General features: G+C 68.6%; 17 protein-coding genes. 12 read left to right on the top strand and 5 right to left on the bottom strand.

The window, feature by feature from the left end:
• Positions 1–4: 4 nt before the first annotated feature.
• Positions 5–1,864: an AMP-dependent synthetase/ligase gene (locus tag V5F48_RS19530; RefSeq protein WP_394260051.1), complete on the top strand. Its 1,860-nt coding sequence runs from the start codon at positions 5–7 to the stop codon at positions 1,862–1,864.
• 137 nt (positions 1,865–2,001) lie between these two features.
• Here V5F48_RS19530 and V5F48_RS19525 read toward each other — a convergent pair whose 3' ends face one another.
• Both V5F48_RS19525 and V5F48_RS19520 read right to left on the bottom strand, forming a co-directional pair.
• Positions 2,002–3,378 (bottom strand): PP2C family protein-serine/threonine phosphatase, encoded by a 1,377-nt coding sequence (locus V5F48_RS19525; protein ID WP_394260050.1) that lies wholly within the window; start codon positions 3,376–3,378, stop codon positions 2,002–2,004.
• A 48-nt stretch (positions 3,379–3,426) separates the two neighbouring features.
• Entirely contained in the window at positions 3,427–3,864 is a 438-nt protein-coding gene (locus V5F48_RS19520) for an ion channel (protein WP_394260049.1), read from the bottom strand.
• A gap of 209 nt (positions 3,865–4,073) precedes the next feature.
• Between V5F48_RS19520 and typA the strand changes: the two genes are divergently transcribed.
• On the top strand, positions 4,074–5,903 hold the full coding sequence (gene typA, locus V5F48_RS19515) for a translational GTPase TypA (RefSeq protein ID WP_394260048.1): 1,830 nt from the start codon (positions 4,074–4,076) through the stop codon (positions 5,901–5,903).
• A gap of 60 nt (positions 5,904–5,963) precedes the next feature.
• On the opposite strand, the gene V5F48_RS19510 is transcribed toward typA, so the two are convergent.
• A complete protein-coding gene (locus V5F48_RS19510; protein ID WP_394260047.1) occupies positions 5,964–7,067 on the bottom strand; it encodes an NAD(P)/FAD-dependent oxidoreductase in 1,104 nt (367 codons plus the stop codon).
• 203 nt (positions 7,068–7,270) lie between these two features.
• Here V5F48_RS19510 and V5F48_RS19505 point away from each other — a divergent pair, with 203 nt between their 5' ends.
• Genes V5F48_RS19505 through V5F48_RS19490 form a run of 4 tightly spaced genes read left to right on the top strand, consistent with a single transcriptional unit; the run spans position 7,271 to position 10,643 of the window.
• The gene (locus V5F48_RS19505; RefSeq protein WP_394260046.1) at positions 7,271–7,660 is read left to right on the top strand and encodes a gamma-butyrobetaine hydroxylase-like domain-containing protein; all 390 of its coding nucleotides are present in this window, start codon (positions 7,271–7,273) and stop codon (positions 7,658–7,660) included.
• Positions 7,657–9,393 carry a fumarate reductase/succinate dehydrogenase flavoprotein subunit gene (locus tag V5F48_RS19500; protein WP_394260045.1) on the top strand — a complete coding sequence of 579 codons (1,737 nt, stop codon included), beginning with the start codon at positions 7,657–7,659 and terminating at the stop codon, positions 9,391–9,393. The genes V5F48_RS19505 and V5F48_RS19500 overlap by 4 nt, the downstream gene beginning before the upstream one ends.
• 33 nt (positions 9,394–9,426) lie before the next feature.
• A complete protein-coding gene (locus V5F48_RS19495; RefSeq protein ID WP_012114793.1) occupies positions 9,427–9,660 on the top strand; it encodes a 4Fe-4S dicluster domain-containing protein in 234 nt (77 codons plus the stop codon).
• An 8-nt stretch (positions 9,661–9,668) separates the two neighbouring features.
• Entirely contained in the window at positions 9,669–10,643 is a 975-nt protein-coding gene (locus tag V5F48_RS19490) for a HEAT repeat domain-containing protein (protein WP_394260044.1), read from the top strand.
• A gap of 45 nt (positions 10,644–10,688) precedes the next feature.
• Here the strand turns inward: V5F48_RS19490 and V5F48_RS19485 are convergent, their stop codons facing one another.
• Together V5F48_RS19485 and V5F48_RS19480 are read right to left on the bottom strand one after the other, a co-directional pair.
• Positions 10,689–12,548 (bottom strand): TRAP transporter large permease, encoded by a 1,860-nt coding sequence (locus tag V5F48_RS19485; RefSeq protein WP_394260043.1) that lies wholly within the window; start codon positions 12,546–12,548, stop codon positions 10,689–10,691.
• Between the two features lie 315 nt (positions 12,549–12,863).
• Positions 12,864–13,883 carry a TRAP transporter substrate-binding protein gene (locus V5F48_RS19480; RefSeq protein ID WP_394260042.1) on the bottom strand — a complete coding sequence of 340 codons (1,020 nt, stop codon included), beginning with the start codon at positions 13,881–13,883 and terminating at the stop codon, positions 12,864–12,866.
• 194 nt (positions 13,884–14,077) lie between these two features.
• On the opposite strand from V5F48_RS19480, the gene V5F48_RS19475 reads away from it, so the two are divergent.
• The 6 genes from V5F48_RS19475 to bluB all read left to right on the top strand — a co-directional run bounded on the left by V5F48_RS19475 (position 14,078) and on the right by bluB (position 21,632).
• On the top strand, positions 14,078–14,986 hold the full coding sequence (locus tag V5F48_RS19475; protein WP_394260041.1) for an IclR family transcriptional regulator: 909 nt from the start codon (positions 14,078–14,080) through the stop codon (positions 14,984–14,986).
• Positions 14,987–15,053: 67 nt separating this feature from the next.
• Positions 15,054–16,715, top strand: coding sequence for an acyl-CoA synthetase (locus tag V5F48_RS19470; RefSeq protein ID WP_394260040.1), 1,662 nt, complete (start codon positions 15,054–15,056; stop codon positions 16,713–16,715).
• A gap of 41 nt (positions 16,716–16,756) precedes the next feature.
• Positions 16,757–17,518: an SDR family NAD(P)-dependent oxidoreductase gene (locus V5F48_RS19465; RefSeq protein WP_394260039.1), complete on the top strand. Its 762-nt coding sequence runs from the start codon at positions 16,757–16,759 to the stop codon at positions 17,516–17,518.
• Between the two features lie 313 nt (positions 17,519–17,831).
• A complete protein-coding gene (gene glpD, locus V5F48_RS19460; protein ID WP_394260038.1) occupies positions 17,832–19,352 on the top strand; it encodes a glycerol-3-phosphate dehydrogenase in 1,521 nt (506 codons plus the stop codon).
• Positions 19,353–19,372: 20 nt separating this feature from the next.
• Positions 19,373–20,866 (top strand): glycerol kinase GlpK, encoded by a 1,494-nt coding sequence (glpK, locus tag V5F48_RS19455; protein ID WP_394260037.1) that lies wholly within the window; start codon positions 19,373–19,375, stop codon positions 20,864–20,866.
• 85 nt (positions 20,867–20,951) lie between these two features.
• Positions 20,952–21,632, top strand: a complete 681-nt coding sequence (gene bluB, locus V5F48_RS19450) for a 5,6-dimethylbenzimidazole synthase (RefSeq protein ID WP_394109828.1) — start codon at positions 20,952–20,954, stop codon at positions 21,630–21,632.
• The last annotated feature ends 29 nt before the right edge of the window (positions 21,633–21,661 follow it).

Below are 21,661 nucleotides of genomic sequence, written 5' to 3'. Positions count from 1 at the left end.
CGCCATGAGCCCGGCCATGAATCCCGCCAAGAACCCCGCCAAGAACCCCGCCATGACCCGCCCCGATTTTCCCGACCTGACCCTGCCGCAGATGCTGCGCCTCCACGCCCAGCGCCAGCCGGACCGCACTGCGATCCGCCAGAAGGATTTCGGCATCTGGAACCCGGTCTCCTTCCGGGAGTATTTCACCCGCGCCGCCGCCGTCGGCCATGGCCTTCGTGCGCTGGGGCTCGCCGAAGGCGGCCATGTGGCGGTGCTTTCGGAGAACCGTGTCGAATGGGTGCTGGCCCAGCTCGGGGCCGGTCTTGTGGGGGCGGTCACGGTGGGGGTCTATCCCACCAGCCCGGCCAACGAGGTGGCCTATGTGCTTGGCCATTCGGACACCCAGATCGTGGTGTGCGAGGACCAGGAGCAGGTGGACAAGGTGCTGGAGCGGCGGGCCGAACTGCCCCTGCTGACGCACATCGTGGTGATGGAGAAGAAGGGCCTGCGGGCCTACGCGCCCGGCACGGTGCTGTCGTTCGACGATCTCGTGGAGGCGGGGGAACGCCACGGACAAGCCCATCCCGGCCTCATCGACGAGGTGCTGGCGCGCCAGTCCCTCTCAGACCTTTCGCTGATGATCTACACCTCCGGCTCCACCGGCAAGCCGAAGGGGGCGATGCTCACCTACGCCAACCTGCGGGCGCAGGCCGTCGCCATCGCCGAGCGGCTCGGGCTCGATGCCCAGACCACCCACGTCTCCTACCTGCCCCTGTGCCATGTGGCCGAGCAGATGCTCACCACCATGACGCCGCTCTATCTCGGCTCGCAGGTGAATTTCGGCGAGTCCATCCGCACCATCCAGGAGGACCTGCGCGAGGTGGCGCCGAGCATGTTCCTCGGCGTGCCGCGCATCTGGGAGAAGCTGCACGCCTCCATCTACATCAAGATGCTGGAGGCCGGCGGGGTGCGCCGCTTCGCTTTCGAGCGCCTGATGGCCGCGTGCCAGCCCTTCGCCGAGACCGCGCCGGAGAAGCGGACGCCATATCAGCGGGCGGTGTTCTTCCTCGGCTGGCTGCTGTTCTTCCGGGCGTTGCAGAACTTCATCGGCCTCGGCAGGGTGAAGGTGGCCATGACCGGGGCGGCGCCCATCTCGCCGCACATCGTGCGCTTCTTCCGCACCATCGGCGTGCCGCTCATCGAGGTCTATGGCGCCACCGAGACCAGCGGCATGGCCACGGGGCAAAGGCTGTCCAACCTGGTGCCCGGCTGCGTGGGACCAGCGGCGGAGGGGGTGAGCCTTGCCCGGGGCGATCATGGCGAACTGCTGGTGCAGGGCGGCATCGTGTTCGCCGGCTATTACAAGAGCGCGGAGGCCACAGCCGCCGCGCTACGCGACGGCTGGCTCCATACCGGCGACGTGGTGGAGTTCGTGGGCGGTCAGGTGAAGATCGTCGATCGCCTGAAGGACATCATGATTACGGCGGGGGGCAAGAACCTGAGCCCGTCCGAGATCGAGAACGTGGCCAAGGGCAGCGCCTTCATCAAGGAATGCATCGTCATCGGCGAGGCGCGCAAATATGTCTCCGCCCTCATCCAGATCGATTTCGAGACGGTGGGCAAATGGGCCGAGGAGAATGCCGTCTCCTACACCAATTTCCGCAATCTCGCGGAAAACCCCAAGGTGCGGGCCCTCATCGAGGGCGAAATCGCCAGGGCCAACGGGCAGTTGGCGCAGGTCTCCCACATCCGGCGCTTCCACCTCCTCACCAAGGAGCTGGACCATGACGACGACGAGGTGACCGCCACCATGAAGGTGCGCCGCTCCAACATCCAGAAGAAGTATGCGGCGGAGATCGAGGGCCTCTACGCCACGGCTTGATGGTGCGAAGGGGGTAGACTCTCTCCGTCAGGCCCGGGCCGCTCGTGTTCCGTCCCCGGCGCCTCTGCCCCCTCCCCAGCCCTCCCCCGCAAGCGGGAGAGGGGGCCGACGGCGCTTTATTTCAAATTGAACGTCCGTCAGCCCAACGGCGTGAACGTAACCGCGAGCGCGGTCATGTCGTCGAATTGCGGCGCCGTTCCCGAATGCGCGGCGGCGGCGTCGAGCAGTGCGGCCAGGAACGCCTCGGCCGGCAGGTGGGCGGCGCGCGCGGCGGCTGCCTCAAGCCGTTCGTCGCCGAACGAGACCTCGTCCGGGTTGATGGCGTCGGTCAGCCCGTCCGAGAACAGGAACAGCCGGTCGCCGGGGGCAAGACGGCCGGTGACGGCGCGCGGCTTCGTTCCTTCCAGGATGGCGAGCGCCATGCCCGTGGTCGCCGGCCGCTCGATGGTGCCATCGGCGCGCAGGATCATCGCGTCGGTGTGGCCGCAATTGCAGTAGGTGAGAGCGCCGGTCTGAAGGTCGATCACGGCGCAGAACAGGGTGACGAACATGTCCTCCCCGTTGGTGGCGCACAACAGGTCGTTCACGGTGGCCACTGCGCTGGCGAGGTCGGCCTCCCGCCGCAGCACCATGCGCAGGGCGGTCTGGGTGGCGCTCATGAACAAGGCGGCGGGCGTGCCCTTGCCCGCCACGTCGCCGAGGCTGACCACCAGATGGCGCCGGTCGATGAGGAAATAATCGTAGAAGTCGCCGCCCACGTCCTTGGCGGGGCGCATGGCGGCGCCGATGTCGGCGCGCCCGCCGAGCACATCCGTCGAAAGGGGCAGCGGCAGCATGGAGCGCTGGATGGCCGCCGCATTGGCCATCTCGCGGCGCTCCGCCACCCGCGTCATGATGGCCTCGGCGAGGCGGCGGAAGGAGTGGGAGAAATCCACCAGCTCCGGCAGGGGATTGCGCAGATCGTCCAGCAGCTTCAGGTCGAAGTCGCGGCGCTCCAGCGCGTTGAGCGCATTGGCATAGAAGCCGAAGACGCGGTTGAAGGTCTCGAACCGGCTGCCGAACTGGCGCATCACCGCCGACAGGAGGGCGGGATGGGCGCGGCCCGCCGCGTCCAGCGCCTCGGCGGAGAGGCGCACGGCCGTCAGTGGCGTCGCTGCATCCACATGGGCGGTGCGGGCGACGCCGGTGAAGGCCGCGATCTCGCCGATCACCGCCGGCGCCGACAGATGGGCCAGCTCCACATGGGCCAGCTCCATATGGGAATAGGGCGTGTCGATGGTAACGACGGCGGTGCCCTCCACCACCAGGAGGGCGAACGTATCGGTATCGCCCCGCTGGATGAGGCGGGTGCCCGGCGGCACCACCATTTTCTCGCCCGCGGAAACGAGGGCCGCCAGCGCGGGAAACGGAAAGTCGGCAAAATAAGGATGCCGCGCCATGACGGCGGTGGCAGCCGCAACCTCGGCCGCGTCGAGGCGGGGAACCTCATCCTGTCGTGGCGTCAGTGGCGGCATGGGCTTTCCTTGGGCGCGATCCCTATAGCCGAGATCCGGCGGCCGGCCTTACTCCAAACGCAGGATGCGCAAGGCGCGCGACAGCACCGCGAACAGTACCGCCGTGGACCAGCCGAACAGCAGCATCCCGTTCGCCGCCGTGATCGGACCCAGAACGCGCCAGCGGTGCTCGGGCAGGATGTCGCCATAGCCGAGGGTCGTGAAGTTCACGAAGGCGAAATAATAGGCATCCTTGGCCTCGATCACGCCGATCAGTTCATACACGGCGGCCCAGACCGCCACTTCCAGGAAGTGCGCGAGCATGAGCAGCGTCCCGGACGCGCCCATGACGATGATCAGCGTCTCGATCTTGCGGCGTGGGGACAAATGCCGTGCCGAGATGCGCGCGCACTTGATGACGAGCACCGTCGCCAGCGCCTGAATGGTGATGGTCAACAGGCTGACGCAACCGCCGAGGAGGAATTCTCCGTCCAAAAACCAATACAAGTCCCGTTCTCCCGCCCTGCCCAACCATCGATCGTCCGCGCTCCTTTCTCAAGCGGAGAGCCGGCGCGCGGGCAAGAGATGAGCGCCAATTCCGGCCGGTTGCCGCAGCGCGCATTGATCTTGATCGGTTTGTGTGTATTTTGCGCCGCAACAATCCCTTTCCCGGCGGGCCCGATCCATTCGGACCCGCGTTTTCGTGCTGGACGACCATGAAGCTTCGCAACATCGCCATCATCGCCCACGTCGACCACGGCAAGACCACGCTGGTGGACGAGTTGCTCAAGCAGTCGGGCTCCTACCGCGAGAACCAGCGCGTGGCCGAGCGCGTGATGGATTCCAACGACCTGGAAAAGGAACGCGGCATCACCATCCTCGCCAAGGCCACCTCGGTGGTCTGGAAGGACACGCGCATCAACATCGTCGACACCCCCGGCCACGCCGATTTCGGCGGCGAGGTGGAGCGCATCCTGAACATGGTGGACGGCGCCATCGTGCTGGTGGACGCCGCCGAAGGCCCCATGCCGCAGACCAAGTTCGTGGTGGGCAAGGCGCTGAAGGTGGGGCTGAAGCCCATCGTCGCCATCAACAAGGTGGACCGCTCCGACGCCCGCATCACCGAGGTGGTGAACGAGGTGTTCGACCTGTTCGCGGCGCTCGACGCCACCGACGAGCAGCTCGATTTCCCCATCCTCTACGGCTCCGGCCGCAACGGCTGGATGGCCGAGAGCCCCGAAGGCCCCTCCGACCAGGGCATGGCGCCCTTGTTCGATCTGGTGCTGAAGCATGTGCCCGAGCCCACGGTGGATGACGGCCCGTTCCGCATGATCGGCACGCTCCTGGAAGCCAACCCCTTCCTCGGCCGCATGATCACCGGGCGCATCACCTCCGGCTCCATCAAGCCGAATCAGGCCATCAAGGTGCTGGCGCAGGACGGCTCGCTGGTCGAGCAGGGCCGCGTCTCCAAGATCCTCGCCTTCCGCGGCATCGAGCGCCAGCCCATCGATGAGGGCGTGCAGGGCGACATCGTCGCCATCGCCGGCCTCTCCAAGGGCACGGTGGCCGACACTTTCTGCGCGCTCGAAGTGACCGAGCCGCTGGCGGCCCAGCCCATCGACCCGCCCACCGTCACCATGACCTTCATCGTGAACGACTCGCCGCTGGCGGGCACCGAGGGTGACAAGGTGACGAGCCGCGTCATCCGCGACCGCCTGCTGCGCGAGGCGGAAGGCAACGTGGCGCTCAAGATCGAGGAATCCACCGAGAAGGATTCCTTCTACGTCTCCGGCCGCGGCGAACTGCAGCTTGCGGTGCTGATCGAGACCATGCGCCGCGAGGGCTTCGAGCTGGCCGTGTCGCGGCCCCGCGTGGTGTTCCAGAAGGATGAGGCCACCGGCCAGGCGCTGGAGCCCATCGAGGAAGTCCTCATCGACGTGGATGAGGAATATTCCGGTACCGTCGTGCAGAAGATGAGCGAGCGCAAGGCCGAGATGGTGGAGATGCGCCCCTCCGGCGGCAACCGCCAGCGCCTCGTGTTCTACGCTCCCACCCGCGGCCTCATCGGCTACCAGTCGGAGTTGCTCACCGACACCCGCGGCACCGCCATCATGAACCGGCTGTTCCACGAATACGCGCCCTACAAGGGCGAGATTGCCGGCCGCATCAACGGTGTGCTGATCTCGAACGAATCGGGCGAGGCGGTGGCCTATGCCCTGTGGAACCTGGAAGATCGCGGCCCGATGATCATCGAGCCGGGCTGGAAGGTGTACCAGGGCATGCTGGTGGGCATCCACAACCGGGACAACGACCTGGAAGTGAACGTGCTCAAGGGCAAGAAGCTCACCAACATCCGCACCACCTCCAAGGACGAGGCGGTGCGCCTGACCCCGCCCATCCGCATGACGCTGGAGCGCGCCCTGGCCTGGATTCAGGACGATGAGCTGGTGGAGGTGACGCCCAAGTCCATCCGCCTGCGCAAGCGTTACCTCGATCCCAACGAGCGCAAGCGCGAGGAGCGCAAGAAGGAGACCGAGCTGGCCTGAGGCCGGCACGGTTCCGTCGCGCGTTGGTTGAGTTGAGAGGGCCGTCCTTCGGGGCGGCCCTTATTTTTTGGCCACTTCCAGCACCTTGTCGGCAATGGCGAGGCAACTGGTGAGGCCGGGTGATTCGATGCCGAACAGGTTCACCAGCCCGGCGATGCCGTGGACCGCCGGCCCCTGGATCACGAAATCCTGCGGTCCGCCGTCCGGCCCGGGGATCTTGGGGCGGATGCCGGCATAGCCGGGGGCCAGGTCCTCCTCCCGCACATCCGGCCAATAGCGGCGGATGGAGGCCATCATTGAAGCCTTGCGGGCCGGGTCCACCTCATAGTCGCGCGTGCGCACCCATTCCACGTCCGGCCCGAACCGGCCCTGGCCGCCGAGGTCGAGGGTGAGGTGGGTGCCGAGTCCGCCCGGCTCCGGCACCGGATAGATGAGGCGGCGGAACGGCACTTTGCGCCCACAGGTGAAGTAATTGCCCTTCGCCAGCGTCTGCTCGGGTACCAGATGCGCCGGCATGCCGGCGATCCGGCGGGCGAGGTCCGGCGCATCGAGGCCGGCGGCATTCACCAGCAGCCGGCAGCCGAGCACCAGGGGCGCGTCGCCGCCCGTGCGCACTGTCAGCTCGTCCGGCCCCGGCTCCGCGCCGACGAAGGGCGCGCCGAGGGCGAGCATGCCCCCGGCCGCCTCCATGTCGCCTTGCAGCGCCAGCATCAGGCCGTGGGAATCCACGATGCCGGTGGAGGGCGAGAACAAGGCGGCGTGCACATCCAGCGCCGGCTCCAGCGCCCGCGCGGCGGCACCATCCAGCATCTGAAGGTCGCCCACCCCGTTGGCGGCGCCATGGGCGGCGAGCTTTTCGAGATAGGCCACCTCGTCCGCACCGGCGGCGACGATGAGCTTGCCGATGCGGGAATGGCCGACCTTATGGCTGGCGCAGAAGGCATAGAGGGCATTGCGCCCCTTCACGCACAGCTCGGCCTTCAGGCTTCCCGGCTCGTAATAGATACCGGCATGGATGACCTCGGAATTGCGCGCGGAAATGCCCGTGCCGATGGCCCCGGCCGCTTCGATCAGCACCACGTCGCGGCCGGCGCGGGCCAGCGCGCGGGCAATGGCGAGGCCCACCACGCCGGCGCCGATGACGATGGCTTCCACCTGATCCATGACGGCTTCGCCCGTTGCTGCGGCGGGCACCATAGCGCAGGTGAGGGCGGTGGGGAGTACCCCGCGGCGCCGGCCACGGGCGTTTGTGTGTTGGGCCTTTGAGGCAGGGCGCCGGCCCAGGCATGCCGCGCCTTTCCCTGGAAGTGCTCCAGCCAGCAACTAGTTGCTATCGGCTGGCGCGGCCGCGCTGTCCAATCGCTGTCATGATGACGTCTGCCCCCCAGCCCATCCCGGCGCCGTCGGAGCCCTTGTCCGACATCGAGGAAATCCGCCTCGATCGCGATCGGCGCCACCTCCACCTCGCCTTTTCCGGCGGGCCGGCGGCGGCGCAGCGCACCAGTCCCAGTAGCGCCCTCAGTGCCTCGGCGCTCCGCGCCGCTTGCCGCTGCGCGGCCTGCGTGGCCGACCGGGCGCGGGGAACGTTTTCCGCCGACTTTGCCGGCGTCACCCTCACCCATGTGGCCCCGTTCGGGGCGCACGGGCTCAATTTGTCCTTCTCCGACGGCCATGCGCGCGGGGTCTATCCCTTCGCCTATCTCGCCGCCCTCGCGGCGGAAGCGGCCGGCCCCGACCTTCCAGAGGTGAAACCATGAGCGAGATTAGACCTGAGATCGTCGAAGCCGACATCCTCGTCATCGGCGGCGGCACCGGCGGCCCCATGGCCGCCATCAAGGCCAAGGAGAAGAATCCGGGCCTCAAGGTGGTGCTGATGGAGAAGGCCAATGTGAAGCGCTCCGGCGCGGTCTCCATGGGCATGGACGGGCTGAACAACGCCGTCATCCCCGGCTACGCCACCCCCGAGCAATATGTGAAGGAAATCACCGTCGCCAACGACGGCATCGTCCACCAGAAGGCGGTGATGGCCTATGCCACCGGCTCCTACCCGATGATCCAGTATCTGGATTCCATCGGCGTGAAGTTCGAGAAGGACGGCTCCGGCGAATACAATGTCCGCAAGGTGCACCACATGGGCACCTATGTGTTGCCCATGCCGGAGGGCCACCACGTCAAGAAGGCGCTGTACCGCCAGTTGCGCAAGCACCAGGTGCTGGTCACCAACCGCTACATGGCCACCCGCCTGCTGAACGCCCCGGACGGCCGCATCGCCGGCGCCATGGGGGTGAACACCCGCACCGGCGAGTTCCTGGTGGTGCGTGCCAAGTCGGTCATCCTCGCCTGCGGCGCCGCCGGCCGGCTGGGTCTTCCAGCCTCCGGCTATCTGTTCGGCACCTACGAGAACCCGGCCAATTGCGGCGATGGCTATGCCATGGCCTACCATGCGGGCGCGGGCCTCGCGAACCTCGAATGCTACCAGATCAACCCGCTGATCAAGGATTACAACGGCCCGGCCTGCGCCTATGTCACCGGCCCGTTCGGCGGATACACCGCCAACAACAAGGGCGAACGCTTCATCGAGTGCGATTACTGGTCCGGCCAGATGATGAAGGAGTTCTATTCGGAGCTGCAGAGCGGCAACGGCCCGGTCTTCCTCAACATGACCCATCTGGCCGAGGAGACCATTTCCGAGATCGAGACCATCCTGCACTCCAACGAGCGGCCCTCCCGCGGGCGCTTCCACGAAAATCGCGGCACCAATTACCGCGACAAGATGGTGGAGATGCACATCTCCGAGATCGGCTTCTGCTCCGGCCATTCGGCCTCGGGCGTGTGGGTGGACGAGCATGCCCGCACCACGGTGGCCGGCCTTTATGCCGCCGGCGACATGGCGAGCGTGCCGCACAATTACATGCTCGGCGCCTTCGTGAACGGCGGAATTGCTGGCCGGGACGCGGCTGAATACTGCGCCAATACCGACCTGCCGGCCTATGACGAAGCCGATGTGGCCCGCGAGCAGGAGCGCGTGCTCGCCCCCACCCGCCGCGACGATGGCCTGACCCCCCATGAGATGGAGTTCAAGACCCGCCGTCTGGTGAATGATTATCTCCAGCCGCCGAAGGTCACGGCCAAGTACAAGATCGCCCAGGCGCGGTTCGCCGAGATCCGCGAGGACCTCAACGCCCTGTGCGTGAAGGATCCCCATGAATTGATGCGGTCGCTGGAGCTGCAATCCATCCTCGATTGCGCCGACATGGCCGCCGCCGCCTCGCTGTATCGCACCGAAAGCCGATGGGGCCTCTACCACTGGCAGGTGGACCACCCGGCCACCGACAACGAAAACTGGTTCTGCCACACGCTGCTTTACAAGGACGAGATGGGCCGCATGGCCCACAAGAAGCGCGCCGTGGACCCCTATGTGGTCGACATCCCCGAGGAGGAGATGGGCGCCTACCACCAGCTGCGCACCCCGGCGCTGGCCGCCGAGTGACCTGATCCCATTCGTGAATCCGGAGCCTGCCCCATGCCGTTCGCCAACCATCCCACCTCCGTCCCGGTCACGGTCGACGACGAGAAATGCATCGCCGAGAAGGGGTGCCGCGTCTGCATCGACGTGTGCCCCCTCGACGTGCTCGCCATCAACCCGGCCTCCGGCAAGGCGCACATGAAGTACGACGAGTGCTGGTACTGCATGCCGTGCGAGGTGGACTGCCCCACCGGGGCGGTGAAGGTCGAAATCCCCTATCTCCTGCGCTGAGGCGAGCCATGGCCCTGTTCGATGATTTCGACGACGATTTCGACGCCGTGGCGGAGCGCGCCCGCGACGCCGATCCCGGCATCCGCCGCGTCGCCATGCTCACCCTCGCCGAGACCGTGGACCCGCAGGCGGTGGACCTGCTGCTCGCCGGCCTGAAGGATGAGGATGCCGGCGTGCGCGAGGCCGCCGCCAAGGCCCTCGACGAGCATTCCGGCCTTCCCGCCGCCCTCGGCTTGATCGCGGCGCTGGACGATGGGGTGGAGGCGGTGCGCCTCGCCGCCATCGAGAGCCTCGCCGACAAGAAGGAACCCGGCTCCGCGCCGCGCCTCATCGAACGGGCGCAGGAGGGCACCGGGCCGCACGCGGCCTTCGTGCGTGCCGCAGCGCTCAGGGCCCTGCGCGACATGCAGGACCCCGCCGCCATGCCGGTAGCGCTGGAAGCCCTTTCAGACCCCGAGATTGCCGTGCGGCGCGAGGCGCTGGGCGTGCTCGGCTATCTGAAGGCCGATGCGGCGCTGCCGGCGCTGCTGCTGGCCGCCACCGATCCCGAGCCGGCGGTGCGCCGGGCGGTGATGGCGGCCCTCGTCTTCGTGCGCAGCGGCACGCCGGGCGTGCCCGCCCTGGTCGCCGGGCTGAAGGACACCCATTGGCAGGTGCGCGAGGAAGCCGCCTTCTCCATCGGCAAGGCCAGGCTGCCGGAGGCGGTGGACCCGCTGATGGTGGCCGCCAATGACGACAGCTGGCAGGTGCAGGCCAAGGCGGTGAATGCGCTCGGCAAGCTGAAGGCCCGCAGCGCCGTGCCGGTGGTGGCGGAGGCGCTGTCCCACGGCTCGAGCAACGTGCGCAAGGAAGCCGCCGCCGCCTTGGGCGAGATCGCCGATCCCTCGGCCGTGGGCGCGCTGGAAGCCGCCTTCGACGATCCCGATCCCGACGTGCGCAAGCTGGTGCGGTGGGCGCTGGAGCGCTGCCACGCGGCGGCGTGACATTCGCGCCGGGTGCGGGTCACGCCGCGCCCGGTGCTCCATCCCCTACAGCATGCCGATGGAGATCCACGGCACCGCCGCCACCAGCACCAGCCCGGCGAACAGCGCCACCAGATAGGGCCAGATGGCGCCGATGGCCGCGTCGGGCGAGACGTTGCCGATCTTGCAGGCGAGGAAGAAGCCGATGCCGATGGGCGGCGTCATCAGGCCGATGTTCATGGCCGTGACGATGACCATGGAATAGTGCACGTCGTTGATACCCAGCTTGCGGGCGATGGGATACATCAGCGGCGCCATGAGCACGATGGCCGGCAGGCCTTCCAGGATGCAGCCCAGCACCAGGAAGACGATGATGCTCACCGCCATGAAGCCGATTGAGCCGCCGGGCAGGCTCGCCATCAGGCGGGCCAGTTCGTTGGCGATGCCGGCCTGGGTGATGGCCCAGGCCATGGCCACCGCGCAGGCGAGGATGACGAGGATGGCCCCGGTGAGGGCCGCCGTCTCCACCAGCATGCGGTAGAAGGCGCGCGCCGAGATGCCGCCATAAAGCACCATGCCCACGAACAGCGCGTAGACCACGGCGATGGTGGACACCTCGGTGGCGGTGGCGACGCCGCCACTCACCGCGCTGCGGATGAGGAAGGGCAGCACCAGCGCCGGCGCGGCCACCAGCAGGGTGCGCCAGACGAGGCCCGCGGAGGGGCGGGTGACGCCGGTCATGTCCTCGTCCCGCGCCTTCAGGCGGGCCAGAGCGGCGAGCACGGCCAGCAGCACCATGGCCACCACGAAGCCCGAGGTGAACAGGGCCGCGATGGAGACCCCCGCCACCGAGCCGAGCACGATCAGCACGATGGAGGGCGGCACCGTATCGGCCATGGCGGCGCCGGTGGCGAGGAGCGCGATCATCTCCCTCGGCTTGTGGCCGCGCCGCTTCATCTCCGGGAACAGGGCCGGGGCCACGGTTGCCATGTCGGAGACCTTGGAGCCGGAAATGCCCGAGACCACGAACAGCGAGCCGAGCAGCACATAAGACATGCCGGCCTTCACATGGCCGAGCAGGGAGGCGAGGAAATCCACGATCGCCTTGCCCATGCCGGTATGGTCGAGGATGCAGCCCAGCAGCACGAACACCGGCACCGACAAAAGGATCAGGCTGGACATGCCCTCGTCCATGCGCCCGATCATCACGATGAGCGGCACGCGGGTGGCGAAGGCGAGATAGGAGGCGGTGCCGATGCCGAAGCAGAAGGCGATGGGCACGCCGGCGGCCAGCGCCACCACCACGAAGCCCACGAGGCAGATGACGATGGCGGTGTTGCCGGCCTTCATCAGCGCCGGGCTTGCCAGCCACAGCGTTGCCAACACCAGGGCGATGACGCCGAGGGCGAGGGCAAGGTCGCGCACCGTGGAGCGCCGCACGGCGGCGGCCACGGCCAGCGCCGCCATGGCGCAGATGCCCACCGGCAGGGCAGCGGCGCGCACGCTGCCGGGAATGCCGAGGGCGGGCAGGGTGATGAAGCTCTCCTCCGACGCATAGTCATAGGCCGGATAGGCCAGCGCCAGCAGCAGGGTGGCAACCAGCAGCAGGGCGAGCGTATCCACGAAGCGCCGCGCAGGGCGCGGCAGCAGGCCGAGGAACAGGGTCAGGCGCAGGTGCTCGTTGCGGTCGATGGCGATGACCGAGCCCAGCATGGCGAGCCAGATGAAGCAGATGGAAGCGACCTCGTCGCCCCAGATGATGGGCAGGGCCAGAAGGTAGCGCGAGAGCGCCCCCGCCAGCAGCAGGCCGACCACCACCACGAGCAGCAGCGCGGCGAGGGCCTCCACCGGCCGCATGAAGCGCGAGCCGGCGCGCGGCGCGTCGGTTCCGGCGGCGAGGGGCAGGAGGTCGTCGGCGGTGGCCATGGCGCGGGTTCCGTTACGCGAGGGCAATTTCAGCAAAAAGTGTGGAACGGTTTGCGTATGAAATTGCGTTGAAACAACACGTCCAAGGGCGCGCGTCCGCCCTGGATTGCCCCGGCGGCGTGCGTTTCAGCGTGTCATGCTGGGATGTCTTGCCCCGATTGGCCGCCGGCGTCCACTCACCCGCCGCGGTACGGCCGGGGGGGATCTGCGCGGCCGATGGACCGGAACCCCCGGATCCGCCGGATCCCCCGGACCCGCCGGGGGAGGGTGCCTCGGACGGGGCCGGGCGGCCCGTGAGGCGAAGGGCCGCCGCCCTCAGGACAGCTTGCCGGTATAGGTCTCCAGGATGGACCAGGCCTCGTCGCCGAACTTGCCCTTCCACTCGGCATAGAAGCCGGCCTTGCGCAGCTGCTCGCGGAAACTGTCCACCTTGGGCTCGTTGAAGGTGAGGCCCTTCTCGCTCAGTTCCTTGCGCAGGGTGGTGTTGAGCGCGAGCACGTCCTCGCGCTCGTTCAGGCCGGCGGCGTTGATGTTCTTCGCCACGATGGCGCGCAAATCGTCCGGCAGCCGCTCGAAGGCGCGGCGGTTGGCCAGGAACCAGAAGCCGTCCCACATGTGGTTGGTGATGGAGCAGTATTTCTGCACCTCGTAGAGCTTCGCCGTGGCGATGATGGCGAGCGGGTTTTCCTGCGCGTCCACGGTGCGGGTCTGCAGCGCGGTGTAGACCTCGGCGAAGTTGAGGCTCGCGGGGGCGCTGTCGAAGGCCCGGAACATGGAGGTCCACAGGGGGGAGACCGGCACGCGGATCTTCAGGCCCTTGAGGTCGGCGGCGGTGTCGATGGGCCTGGTGGAGGTGGTGATCTGGCGGAAGCCGTTGTCCCAGATCTTGTCCATGGCGATGATGCCGGCCTTGGAGATCTGGCCGCGCACATAGGCGCCGAGATCGCCGTCCATGGCCTTCCACACGGTGGCGTAGTCCGGGAAGGCGAAGCCGAGGCCGCTCACCGAGGCGTTCGGGATCAGGGTGGAGAGGATGAGCGGGGAGAGGGTGAAGAACTCGATGCCGCCCGAGCGCAGCTGGCTCAGCATGTCGGTGTCGCCGCCGAGCTGGCTGGAGGGGAACACCTTGATCTCGACGCGGCCCCGCGTCTCGGCCTTGATCTTCTCCACCATCTCGCCCGCGCGCACGTTCATGGGGTGCGTGACCGGCAGGTTGTTGGCGTATTTGTAGGAGAATTCCGCGTCCTGCGCGCGCGCGACGAAGGGGGCGAAGACGCCGCCCGCGAGCGCTCCGGCCGCGCCGGCCTTGATAAGGGTGCGACGGGTCAACGTCATGCTGGCTGCTCCTCCTGCGGTCCATTCGGACCGGTTTCCTCGTGGGTCCAGTATATGGACCTCATATCCCTGCGGCCCATGCTGGCCCGCTTGTGGGATTTTCGCAAGCCCATTATGGTCGTTGAAGACGCTGCGCTGCGGTGGTCTCAACCCTATCAAGATCTAGGTCCATATACTGGATCATGGGAGAGCGCGTGGGACGGGCATACAAGTCCCCCGCCGTCCGGCCCGGCCCCGAGCCGGATCGCGCCGGCGGCTTATCCGCAGGCGAAGCCGCGGGTGGGGGAACCCAGAGCATCGAGCGGGCGGTGGCGCTGCTTTTGACGGTGGGCCGCTCGGCCCCCGAGGGTGCGCGGCTGTCCGATCTGGTGCGGCTGTGCGGCCTGCCCAAGCCCACCGTGCGGCGGGTGCTGCTGGCGCTGGTGCGCACTGGCCTTCTCGACCAGGACGAGGTGACGCGGCGCTATCATGTGGGTCCGGAAGCCTATGTGCTCGGCACCCTGGCCGGCACCCGCTTCGGCATCCACGCCCTCGCGCTCGACGGCCTCGCCCGCCTCGCCCGCACCAGTGGCGACTGCGCCTTCCTTTCCGTGCCGCGCGGCGCCTTCTGCGTGTGCCTGCACCGGGAGGAGGGCACCTGGCCCATCCGCACCCATGTGCTGCAGGCCGGCGACCGGCATCCGCTGGGCATCGGCGCGGGCGGGCTCGCGCTCCTCGCCGCGCTGCCGGACGTGGAGGTGGAGCGCATGCTCGCCGCCAACGCGCCGGCGCTGGAAAGCCATTATCCCGGCTATGGCGTGGAGGTGCTGCGCGCGCAGGTGGCCGATGCCCGTGCGCGCGGCTATGCGCTCAATCCCGGCCTTTATGTCGCCGGCTCCTGGGGCATCGGCGTGCCGGTGCTGGGGCCGGACGGGCACCCGGTGGGCGCGCTGTCCATCGCCGCCATCGAAAGCCGGCTCTCGCCCGAGCGGCAGCGGGAGCTGGTGCCGCTGCTGAAGCGCGAGGCGGAAGCGCTGGAAGCGGACCTCGGCCGCCGCTCGGCCGGCGAGCATCTCCCCGCCGTGCTCCCCCACGGGCGTGCCGTTGCCAAGGCGGTGCCGTGATGCCGCGCATCCTGAACCGCCAGCGCCGCCGTCCTCCCTCCCCCGCATCCCACACCGAGTGACGCCCATGTCCTGCGAGTCTTCCCAGCCTGTCGAGACCGCCCCCAAGGTCGCCCCCAAGGGTGGGGTCGCCCGCTCCAGCCGGCGGGTGATGAACCTGTCCCATGTGCTGCGCCAGGCGGCGCGGCGCTTCCCGGACGAGATCGGCTTCGTGGACGGCGCCCGCACGCTCACCTGGGGCGAGATGGAGGCACGGGTGGACGCCATGGCCGCCGAACTTGCCCAGCGTGGCGTGGGCAAGGGCGACCGCATCCTGGTGCAGTCGAAGAACTGCCTTGAAATGTTCGAGAGCATGTTCGCCGCCTTCCGCATCGGGGCGGTTTGGGTGCCCACCAATTTCCGCCAGACCCCGGGGGAGGTGGCCTATCTCGCCTCCGCCTCGGGGGCGCGGCTGATGATCTGCCATGCCGATTTTCCCGAGCATGTGCCCGCCGTCCTCGCCGAGGCCCCCACGGTCACGGCGGTGATCGCCATCGGCGCCGCCGATTTCGGGCCGGACTACGCCGCCCTCGTCGCCGCCCGCCTTGGGGAACAGGCGAAGGTGGCGGACGTGGAGCACGACGACCCGTGCTGGTTCTTCTTCACCTCCGGCACCACGGGCCGGCCCAAGGCGGCGGTGCTCACCCACGGCCAGATGGCCTTCGTCATCACCAACCATCTGTGCGACCTGATGCCCGCCACCACAAATGCCGACGCCTCGCTGGTGGTGGCGCCGCTCTCCCACGGGGCGGGCGTCCACCAACTGGTGCAGGTGGCCCGGGCGGTGAAGACCATCCTCTTGCCGTCCGAGAAGTTCGACGCGGCGGAGGCGTGGCGGCTGGTGGAGCAATGGCGCGTCACCAACATGTTCACCGTGCCCACCATCACCAAGCTTTTGGCCGAGCACCCCTCGGTGAATACTTACGATCATTCCTCCCTGCGCTACGTCATCTATGCCGGCGCGCCCATGTATCGGGAGGACCAGAAGCGGGCGCTCAAGGCATTGGGTAAGGTGCTGGTGCAGTATTTCGGCCTCGGCGAGGTGACAGGCAACATCACCGTGCTGCCGCCGGCCCTGCATGATCCCGACGATGGCCCCAACGTGAAGCTCGGCACCTGCGGCTTCGAGCGCACCGGCATTCAGGTCCAGATCCAGAATGATGCGGGCGAGGAGGTTCAGCCCTTCGAGACCGGGGAAATCTGCGTCTGCGGCCCCGCCGTGTTCGCCGGCTATTACGACAACCCGGACGCCAATGCGAAGGCGTTCCGCGACGGCTGGTTCCGCACCGGCGACCTCGGCCACATGGATAACGAGGGCTTCATTTTCATTACCGGCCGGGCCTCCGACATGTACATCTCGGGCGGCTCCAACGTCTATCCGCGCGAGGTGGAGGAAAAGGTGCTCACCCACCCGGCGGTGGCGGAGGTGGCTATCCTCGGCGTGCCCGATCCCATGTGGGGCGAGGTGGGGGTGGCGGTGTGCGTGCTGCGCGAGGGGGCGAGCCTTTCCGAGGACGATCTGATCGCCTTCCTCGACGGCAAGGTCGCCCGCTACAAGATGCCCCGCCGCATCCATTTCTGGGATGGGCTGCCGAAATCCGCCTACGGCAAGATCACCAAGAAGATGGTGCGCGAGGCCCTCGCCGAGCGTGGCCTGCTGGAGCCGGCATCCGCTACCCGCCCGGCCTGAAGCCGCCCCCCCACTGACAAAAGCCCCAAGGGAGAGACATGATGAGCAGCACGCGAAGCGTGATCGTGACGGGAGGCGCCTCCGGCATCGGCCTCGCCGCGGTGGAGGCGCTTCTTGAGGAAGGCTGGCGCGTGGTCGCGGCCGACATCGATGGCGAGGCCGTGGCACGGGCGCGGGCGCAGCTTGCCGGCCACGGCGACCGCGTGCGCGTGGAGGTGGCCGACATTTCCGACGAGGCGCAGGTGGTGGATCTCGTCACCCGCACGCAAGGGGAGTTCGGCCCACTGTGGGGCGTGGTGAATTCCGCCGGCATCGCCCGCGACGTGCCGGCGCTCGACACCTCGGTGGCGCTGTTTCGCGAGATCCTCGACGTGAATCTCGTCGGCACCTTCCTGATGGCGCGGGAGGCAGCGCGGGTGATGAAGGAGAATGGCGGCGGCGCCATCGTCAACATCGCCTCGGTCTCGGGCATCAGGGGCAATCTGGGCCGCTCGGCCTATGGCGCCTCCAAGGGCGGCGTGCTGGTGCTGACGCAGATCCTCGCCGTGGAGTTCTCGCCTTTCAACATCCGCGTGAACGGCATCGCCCCCGGTCCCGTCGAGACGCCCATGGTGAAGGCCATGCACACGGCGGAAGCGCGCGCCGGCTGGATGAAGACCGTACCCATGCGGCGCTATGCCGAGCCTTCGGAGGTCTCCGGCGCCGTCGTCTTCCTGCTGGACGAGACGAAGTCCTCCTTCGTCACCGGGCAGACTCTCAACGTCGACGGCGGCTTCACCGCCGGCGGGCTGATCGGGCTTTAGCCCGTCGCTGGGCGCTTTTCTGCGCGGGGCAACCCCGTGCCCCGGCCGACTGGAGCGGTAGCGGAAGGAGAGCCGGGGCCCAGCGCGAGGGACCGCCGAAGGCGCTTCCTGCTTGCGCGTCGGGATATGGGTATTGCCTGCTACGCAGGAGTCTCTGCTGGGTCCCGGATCGGCGCTCCGGCTGCGCCGTCGCTGGTCCGGGAAACGGGACACGGCCCAGTTGACGCCGCGGCCCGGCGCGGCATGGTCTGGCGGGAAGGGCGGTGAGTCCGGCGCCGCGATGCGCGGCCGGGAGGCGGGGGGGGAGGCGGGGATGGAGGAAACCACGCACGTCTTCGACCTCGCCATCATCGGCGGCGGCATCAACGGCGCCGGCATCGCCCGGGATGCGGCGGGGCGCGGACTATCCGTCGTCCTGTTCGAAAAGGCGGACCTGGCCTCCGGCACGTCGTCCGCCTCCACCAAGCTCATCCATGGCGGGCTGCGCTACCTGGAACATTACGCCTTCCGGCTGGTGCGGGAGGCGCTGGCCGAGCGCGAGGTGCTGTGGGGCATCGCCCCCCACATCATCTGGCCGCTGCGCTTCGTGCTGCCGCACCATGGCGGCCTGCGCCCGGCGTGGCTGCTGCGCCTCGGCCTGTTCCTCTACGACCATATGGGCGGGCGCCGCCTGCTGCCGCCCACGCGCACGCTGGACCTGAGGCAAGACCCCGCCGGCCTGCCCCTGCGCCCGGGCCTTCGCGCGGCGTTCGAATATTCCGACTGCTGGGTGGAGGACGCGCGCCTCGTGGTGCTCAACGCCCGCGATGCGGCGGACCGGGGCGCCTCCATCCGCCCGCGCACCAAGGTGGTGGGCGCGCAGCGCGTCGAGGGGCTGTGGGAGATCGCGGCGGAAGGCCCGGCGGGGCGGCAGAGCGTGCGCGCCCGAGCGCTGGTGGATGCCGCCGGCCCGTGGGCCGGGCAGGTGCTGGATCTGTTGCAGATGGAGACGGGTGAGGTGAAGACCCGCGCCCGCCTGCGCCTGGTCAAGGGCAGCCACATCGTGGTGCATCGCCTGTTCGCGCATGATCGCTGCTACCTGTTCCAGAACGCGGACGGGCGCATCATCTTCGCCATCCCCTATGAGGGCGACTTCACCCTGATCGGCACCACTGACCTCGATTACACCGGCCGGCCGGAGGACGTGGTGGCGAGCCCCGAGGAGGTCGCCTACCTCTGCGCGGCGGCGAGCGAATACTTTGCGGCCTCCGTCGCGCCGGAGCAGGTGGTGTGGGCCTATTCCGGCGTGCGCGCCTTGTATGACGACGGCGCGGGCAAGGCGCAGGAAGCCACCCGCGACTATGTGCTGGCCCTCGACGCGCCGGAGGGCGGGGCGCCGCTGCTGTCCGTGTTCGGCGGCAAGATCACCACCTATCGCCGCCTTGCCGAGGCCGCGCTGGCGCGCCTTGCGCCCCACCTGCCGGTGCTCGGTCCGGCCTTTACGGGCAAGGTACCTCTGCCGGGCGGGGATTTTCCGCGGCAGGGGTTCGAGCATCTGCTGAAAAGCCTGTGCCGCACCTTCCCCACCCTCGATCCGGCCCTGCTCAAGCGCCTCGCGCGGGCCTATGGCACGTCCAGCTTCCGCCTGCTGGAAGGCGTGATGCACGAGGACGACCTCGGCGACTGGTTCGGCGCCCATCTGTGCCGCCGCGAGGTGGACTGGCTGATGGACCATGAATGGGCCATGACCGCCGAGGACGTGCTGTGGCGCCGCTCCAAGCTCGGCCTGCGCACCTGCCATGAGGAAGCGCGGGCGCTCGACGCCTATATGGCCGGCCGGCGGAACGGCGGCTGAAAGAAAAACGGGAGGACGAATTGGCCGCCTACATCCTCGCCATCGATCAGGGGACCACCTCCTCGCGCGCCCTGTTGGTGCGCCGCGACGGCACCATCGCGGCCCTGGCGCAGGAAGAACTGCCCCAGCATTTCCCCGCCTCCGGGCAGGTGGAGCAGGAGGCGGAGGACATCTGGACCACGGTGCTGGCCTGCTGCCGCACGGTGTTGCGGCAGGCGGGGGCGGGTCCGTCCGACATCGCCGCCATCGGCATCACCAACCAGCGCGAGACCACCTTGGTGTGGGAGCGCGCCACCGGCCGCGCCATTCACCGCGCCATCGTGTGGCAGGACCGGCGCACGGCGGACATTTGCGCGCGCCTTGAGGGCGAGGGCCATGGCGCGCTGGTCCGCGCCCGCACCGGCCTGCTCATCGATCCCTATTTCTCCGCCACCAAGATCGCCCACATCCTTGATGCGGTGCCCAATGCCCGCGCGCGGGCGGAGAGGGGCGAACTGGCGTTCGGCACGGTGGACAGTTTCCTCCTGTTCCGCCTCACCGGCGGGCGGGTGCATGCCACCGACGCCACCAATGCGTCGCGCACCATGCTGTTCGACATCCACACCGGCGCTTGGGACGACGATCTTCTCACCCTGTTCGGCGTGCCGCGGGCGCTGCTGCCGGAGGTGCGCGACTGCGCGGCCGAGTTCGGCACCACCGATCCGGAGCTGTTCGGTGCGCCCATCCCCATCCGCGGCATGGCGGGGGACCAGCAGGCGGCCATGGTGGGGCAGGCCTGTTTTGCGCCCGGCATGGTGAAATCCACCTACGGCACCGGCTGCTTCGCCCTGCTCAACACCGGCGCGACCCCGGTGGCCTCGCGGCATCGGCTCATCACCACCATCGCCTACCAGATCGACGGGCGGCGCACCTATGCGCTGGAGGGCTCCATCTTTGTCGCCGGCGCGGCGGTGCAATGGCTGCGCGACGGGCTGAAGATCATTTCCCATGCCGCCGAGAGCGACCGCCTGGCCGCCGCGGCGGACGAGGGGCAGGACGTGATCCTGGTGCCGGCCTTCGTGGGCCTCGGCGCGCCCTATTGGCGGCCACAGGTGCGCGGGGCGCTGTTCGGCCTCACCCGCGCCACCGGCCCGGCCGAGCTGGCGCGGGCGGCGCTGGAGGCGGTGTGCTTCCAGACCTGCGACCTCATCGACGCCATGCACGCGGACTGGCCGGGGCAGGGCGACGCCACGGTGCTGCGGGTGGACGGCGGCATGACCCGTTCCGATTTCACCATGCAGCGCCTCGCCGACCTGCTCGGCGCGCCGGTGGACCGCCCGGTGGAGACGGAGACCACGGTGCTGGGCGCCGCCTATCTCGCCGGGCTGCAGTGCGGCTTCTTCCCGCCGCCGGACATCTTCGCGGAAGCCTGGCGGCTGGAGCGGCGGTTCGTGCCGGCCATGCCGGCCGAGGCGCGCGCCGCGCGGCTCGCGGCCTGGCGCTCCGCCGTGGGATGTCTCATCGGCAGGGATTGACCTTGTCTCCCGCTTGCCGCCCACTGGCCTTCATGGCCAGCGCGCGCCGTCGAACGTCGCGAAGCCAAAAGGGGAGGGCGCCCGGATGAGGGAGGACGACAACTTCTCACCGGAAGAGCGCGCCGCCATCTATCGCTGCATTCGCGAGCGGCGGGACGTGCGGCGCAACTTCCTGCCCGATCCGGTGCCGCCTGATGTGCTCGCCCGCGTGCTGGCGGCCGGCCATGCGGCGCCCTCGGTGGGGTTCCTGCAGCCGTGGAACTTCATCGTCATCCGCGAGGGCGCCACCAAGGAGGCGCTGCACGGCGCCTTCACCCGCGCCAATGCGGAGGCGGCCGCCCTGTTCGAGGGCGAGCGGGCGGACCTCTACCGCTCGCTCAAGCTTGAAGGCCTGCGCGAGGCGCCGCTCTTGCTGTGCGTGACCTGCGAGCGGGAGCGGGCGGGGCCGGTGGTGCTGGGACGCACCCACCAGAGCGAGATGGACATTTATTCCACCGTCTGCGCGGTCGAGAACATCTGGCTGGCGGCGCGGGCGGAGAATCTGGGGGTGGGCTGGGTCTCGATCCTGGCCCTTGCGGACCTGCACCGCATCCTCGCCATTCCCGACCATATCGTGCCCATCGCGCTGTTGTGCATGGGCTATGTGGACCAGTTCGCGCACACGCCGGACCTTGAGCGGGCGGGTTGGCGCAAAAGGCTGGCGCTGGACGATCTGGTGTTCGACGAGCGCTTTGGCGAACGGGAAAAGACCATCGTCGGCGGGTGAGGGCAGCGGGTGAGGGGCCGGCCGCAAGT

Source organism: Xanthobacter autotrophicus ATCC 700552 (assembly GCF_043194565.1).
Classification (GTDB): domain Bacteria; phylum Pseudomonadota; class Alphaproteobacteria; order Rhizobiales; family Xanthobacteraceae; genus Xanthobacter; species Xanthobacter autotrophicus_F.
This window is presented reverse-complemented; position numbering and strand designations above follow the sequence as displayed.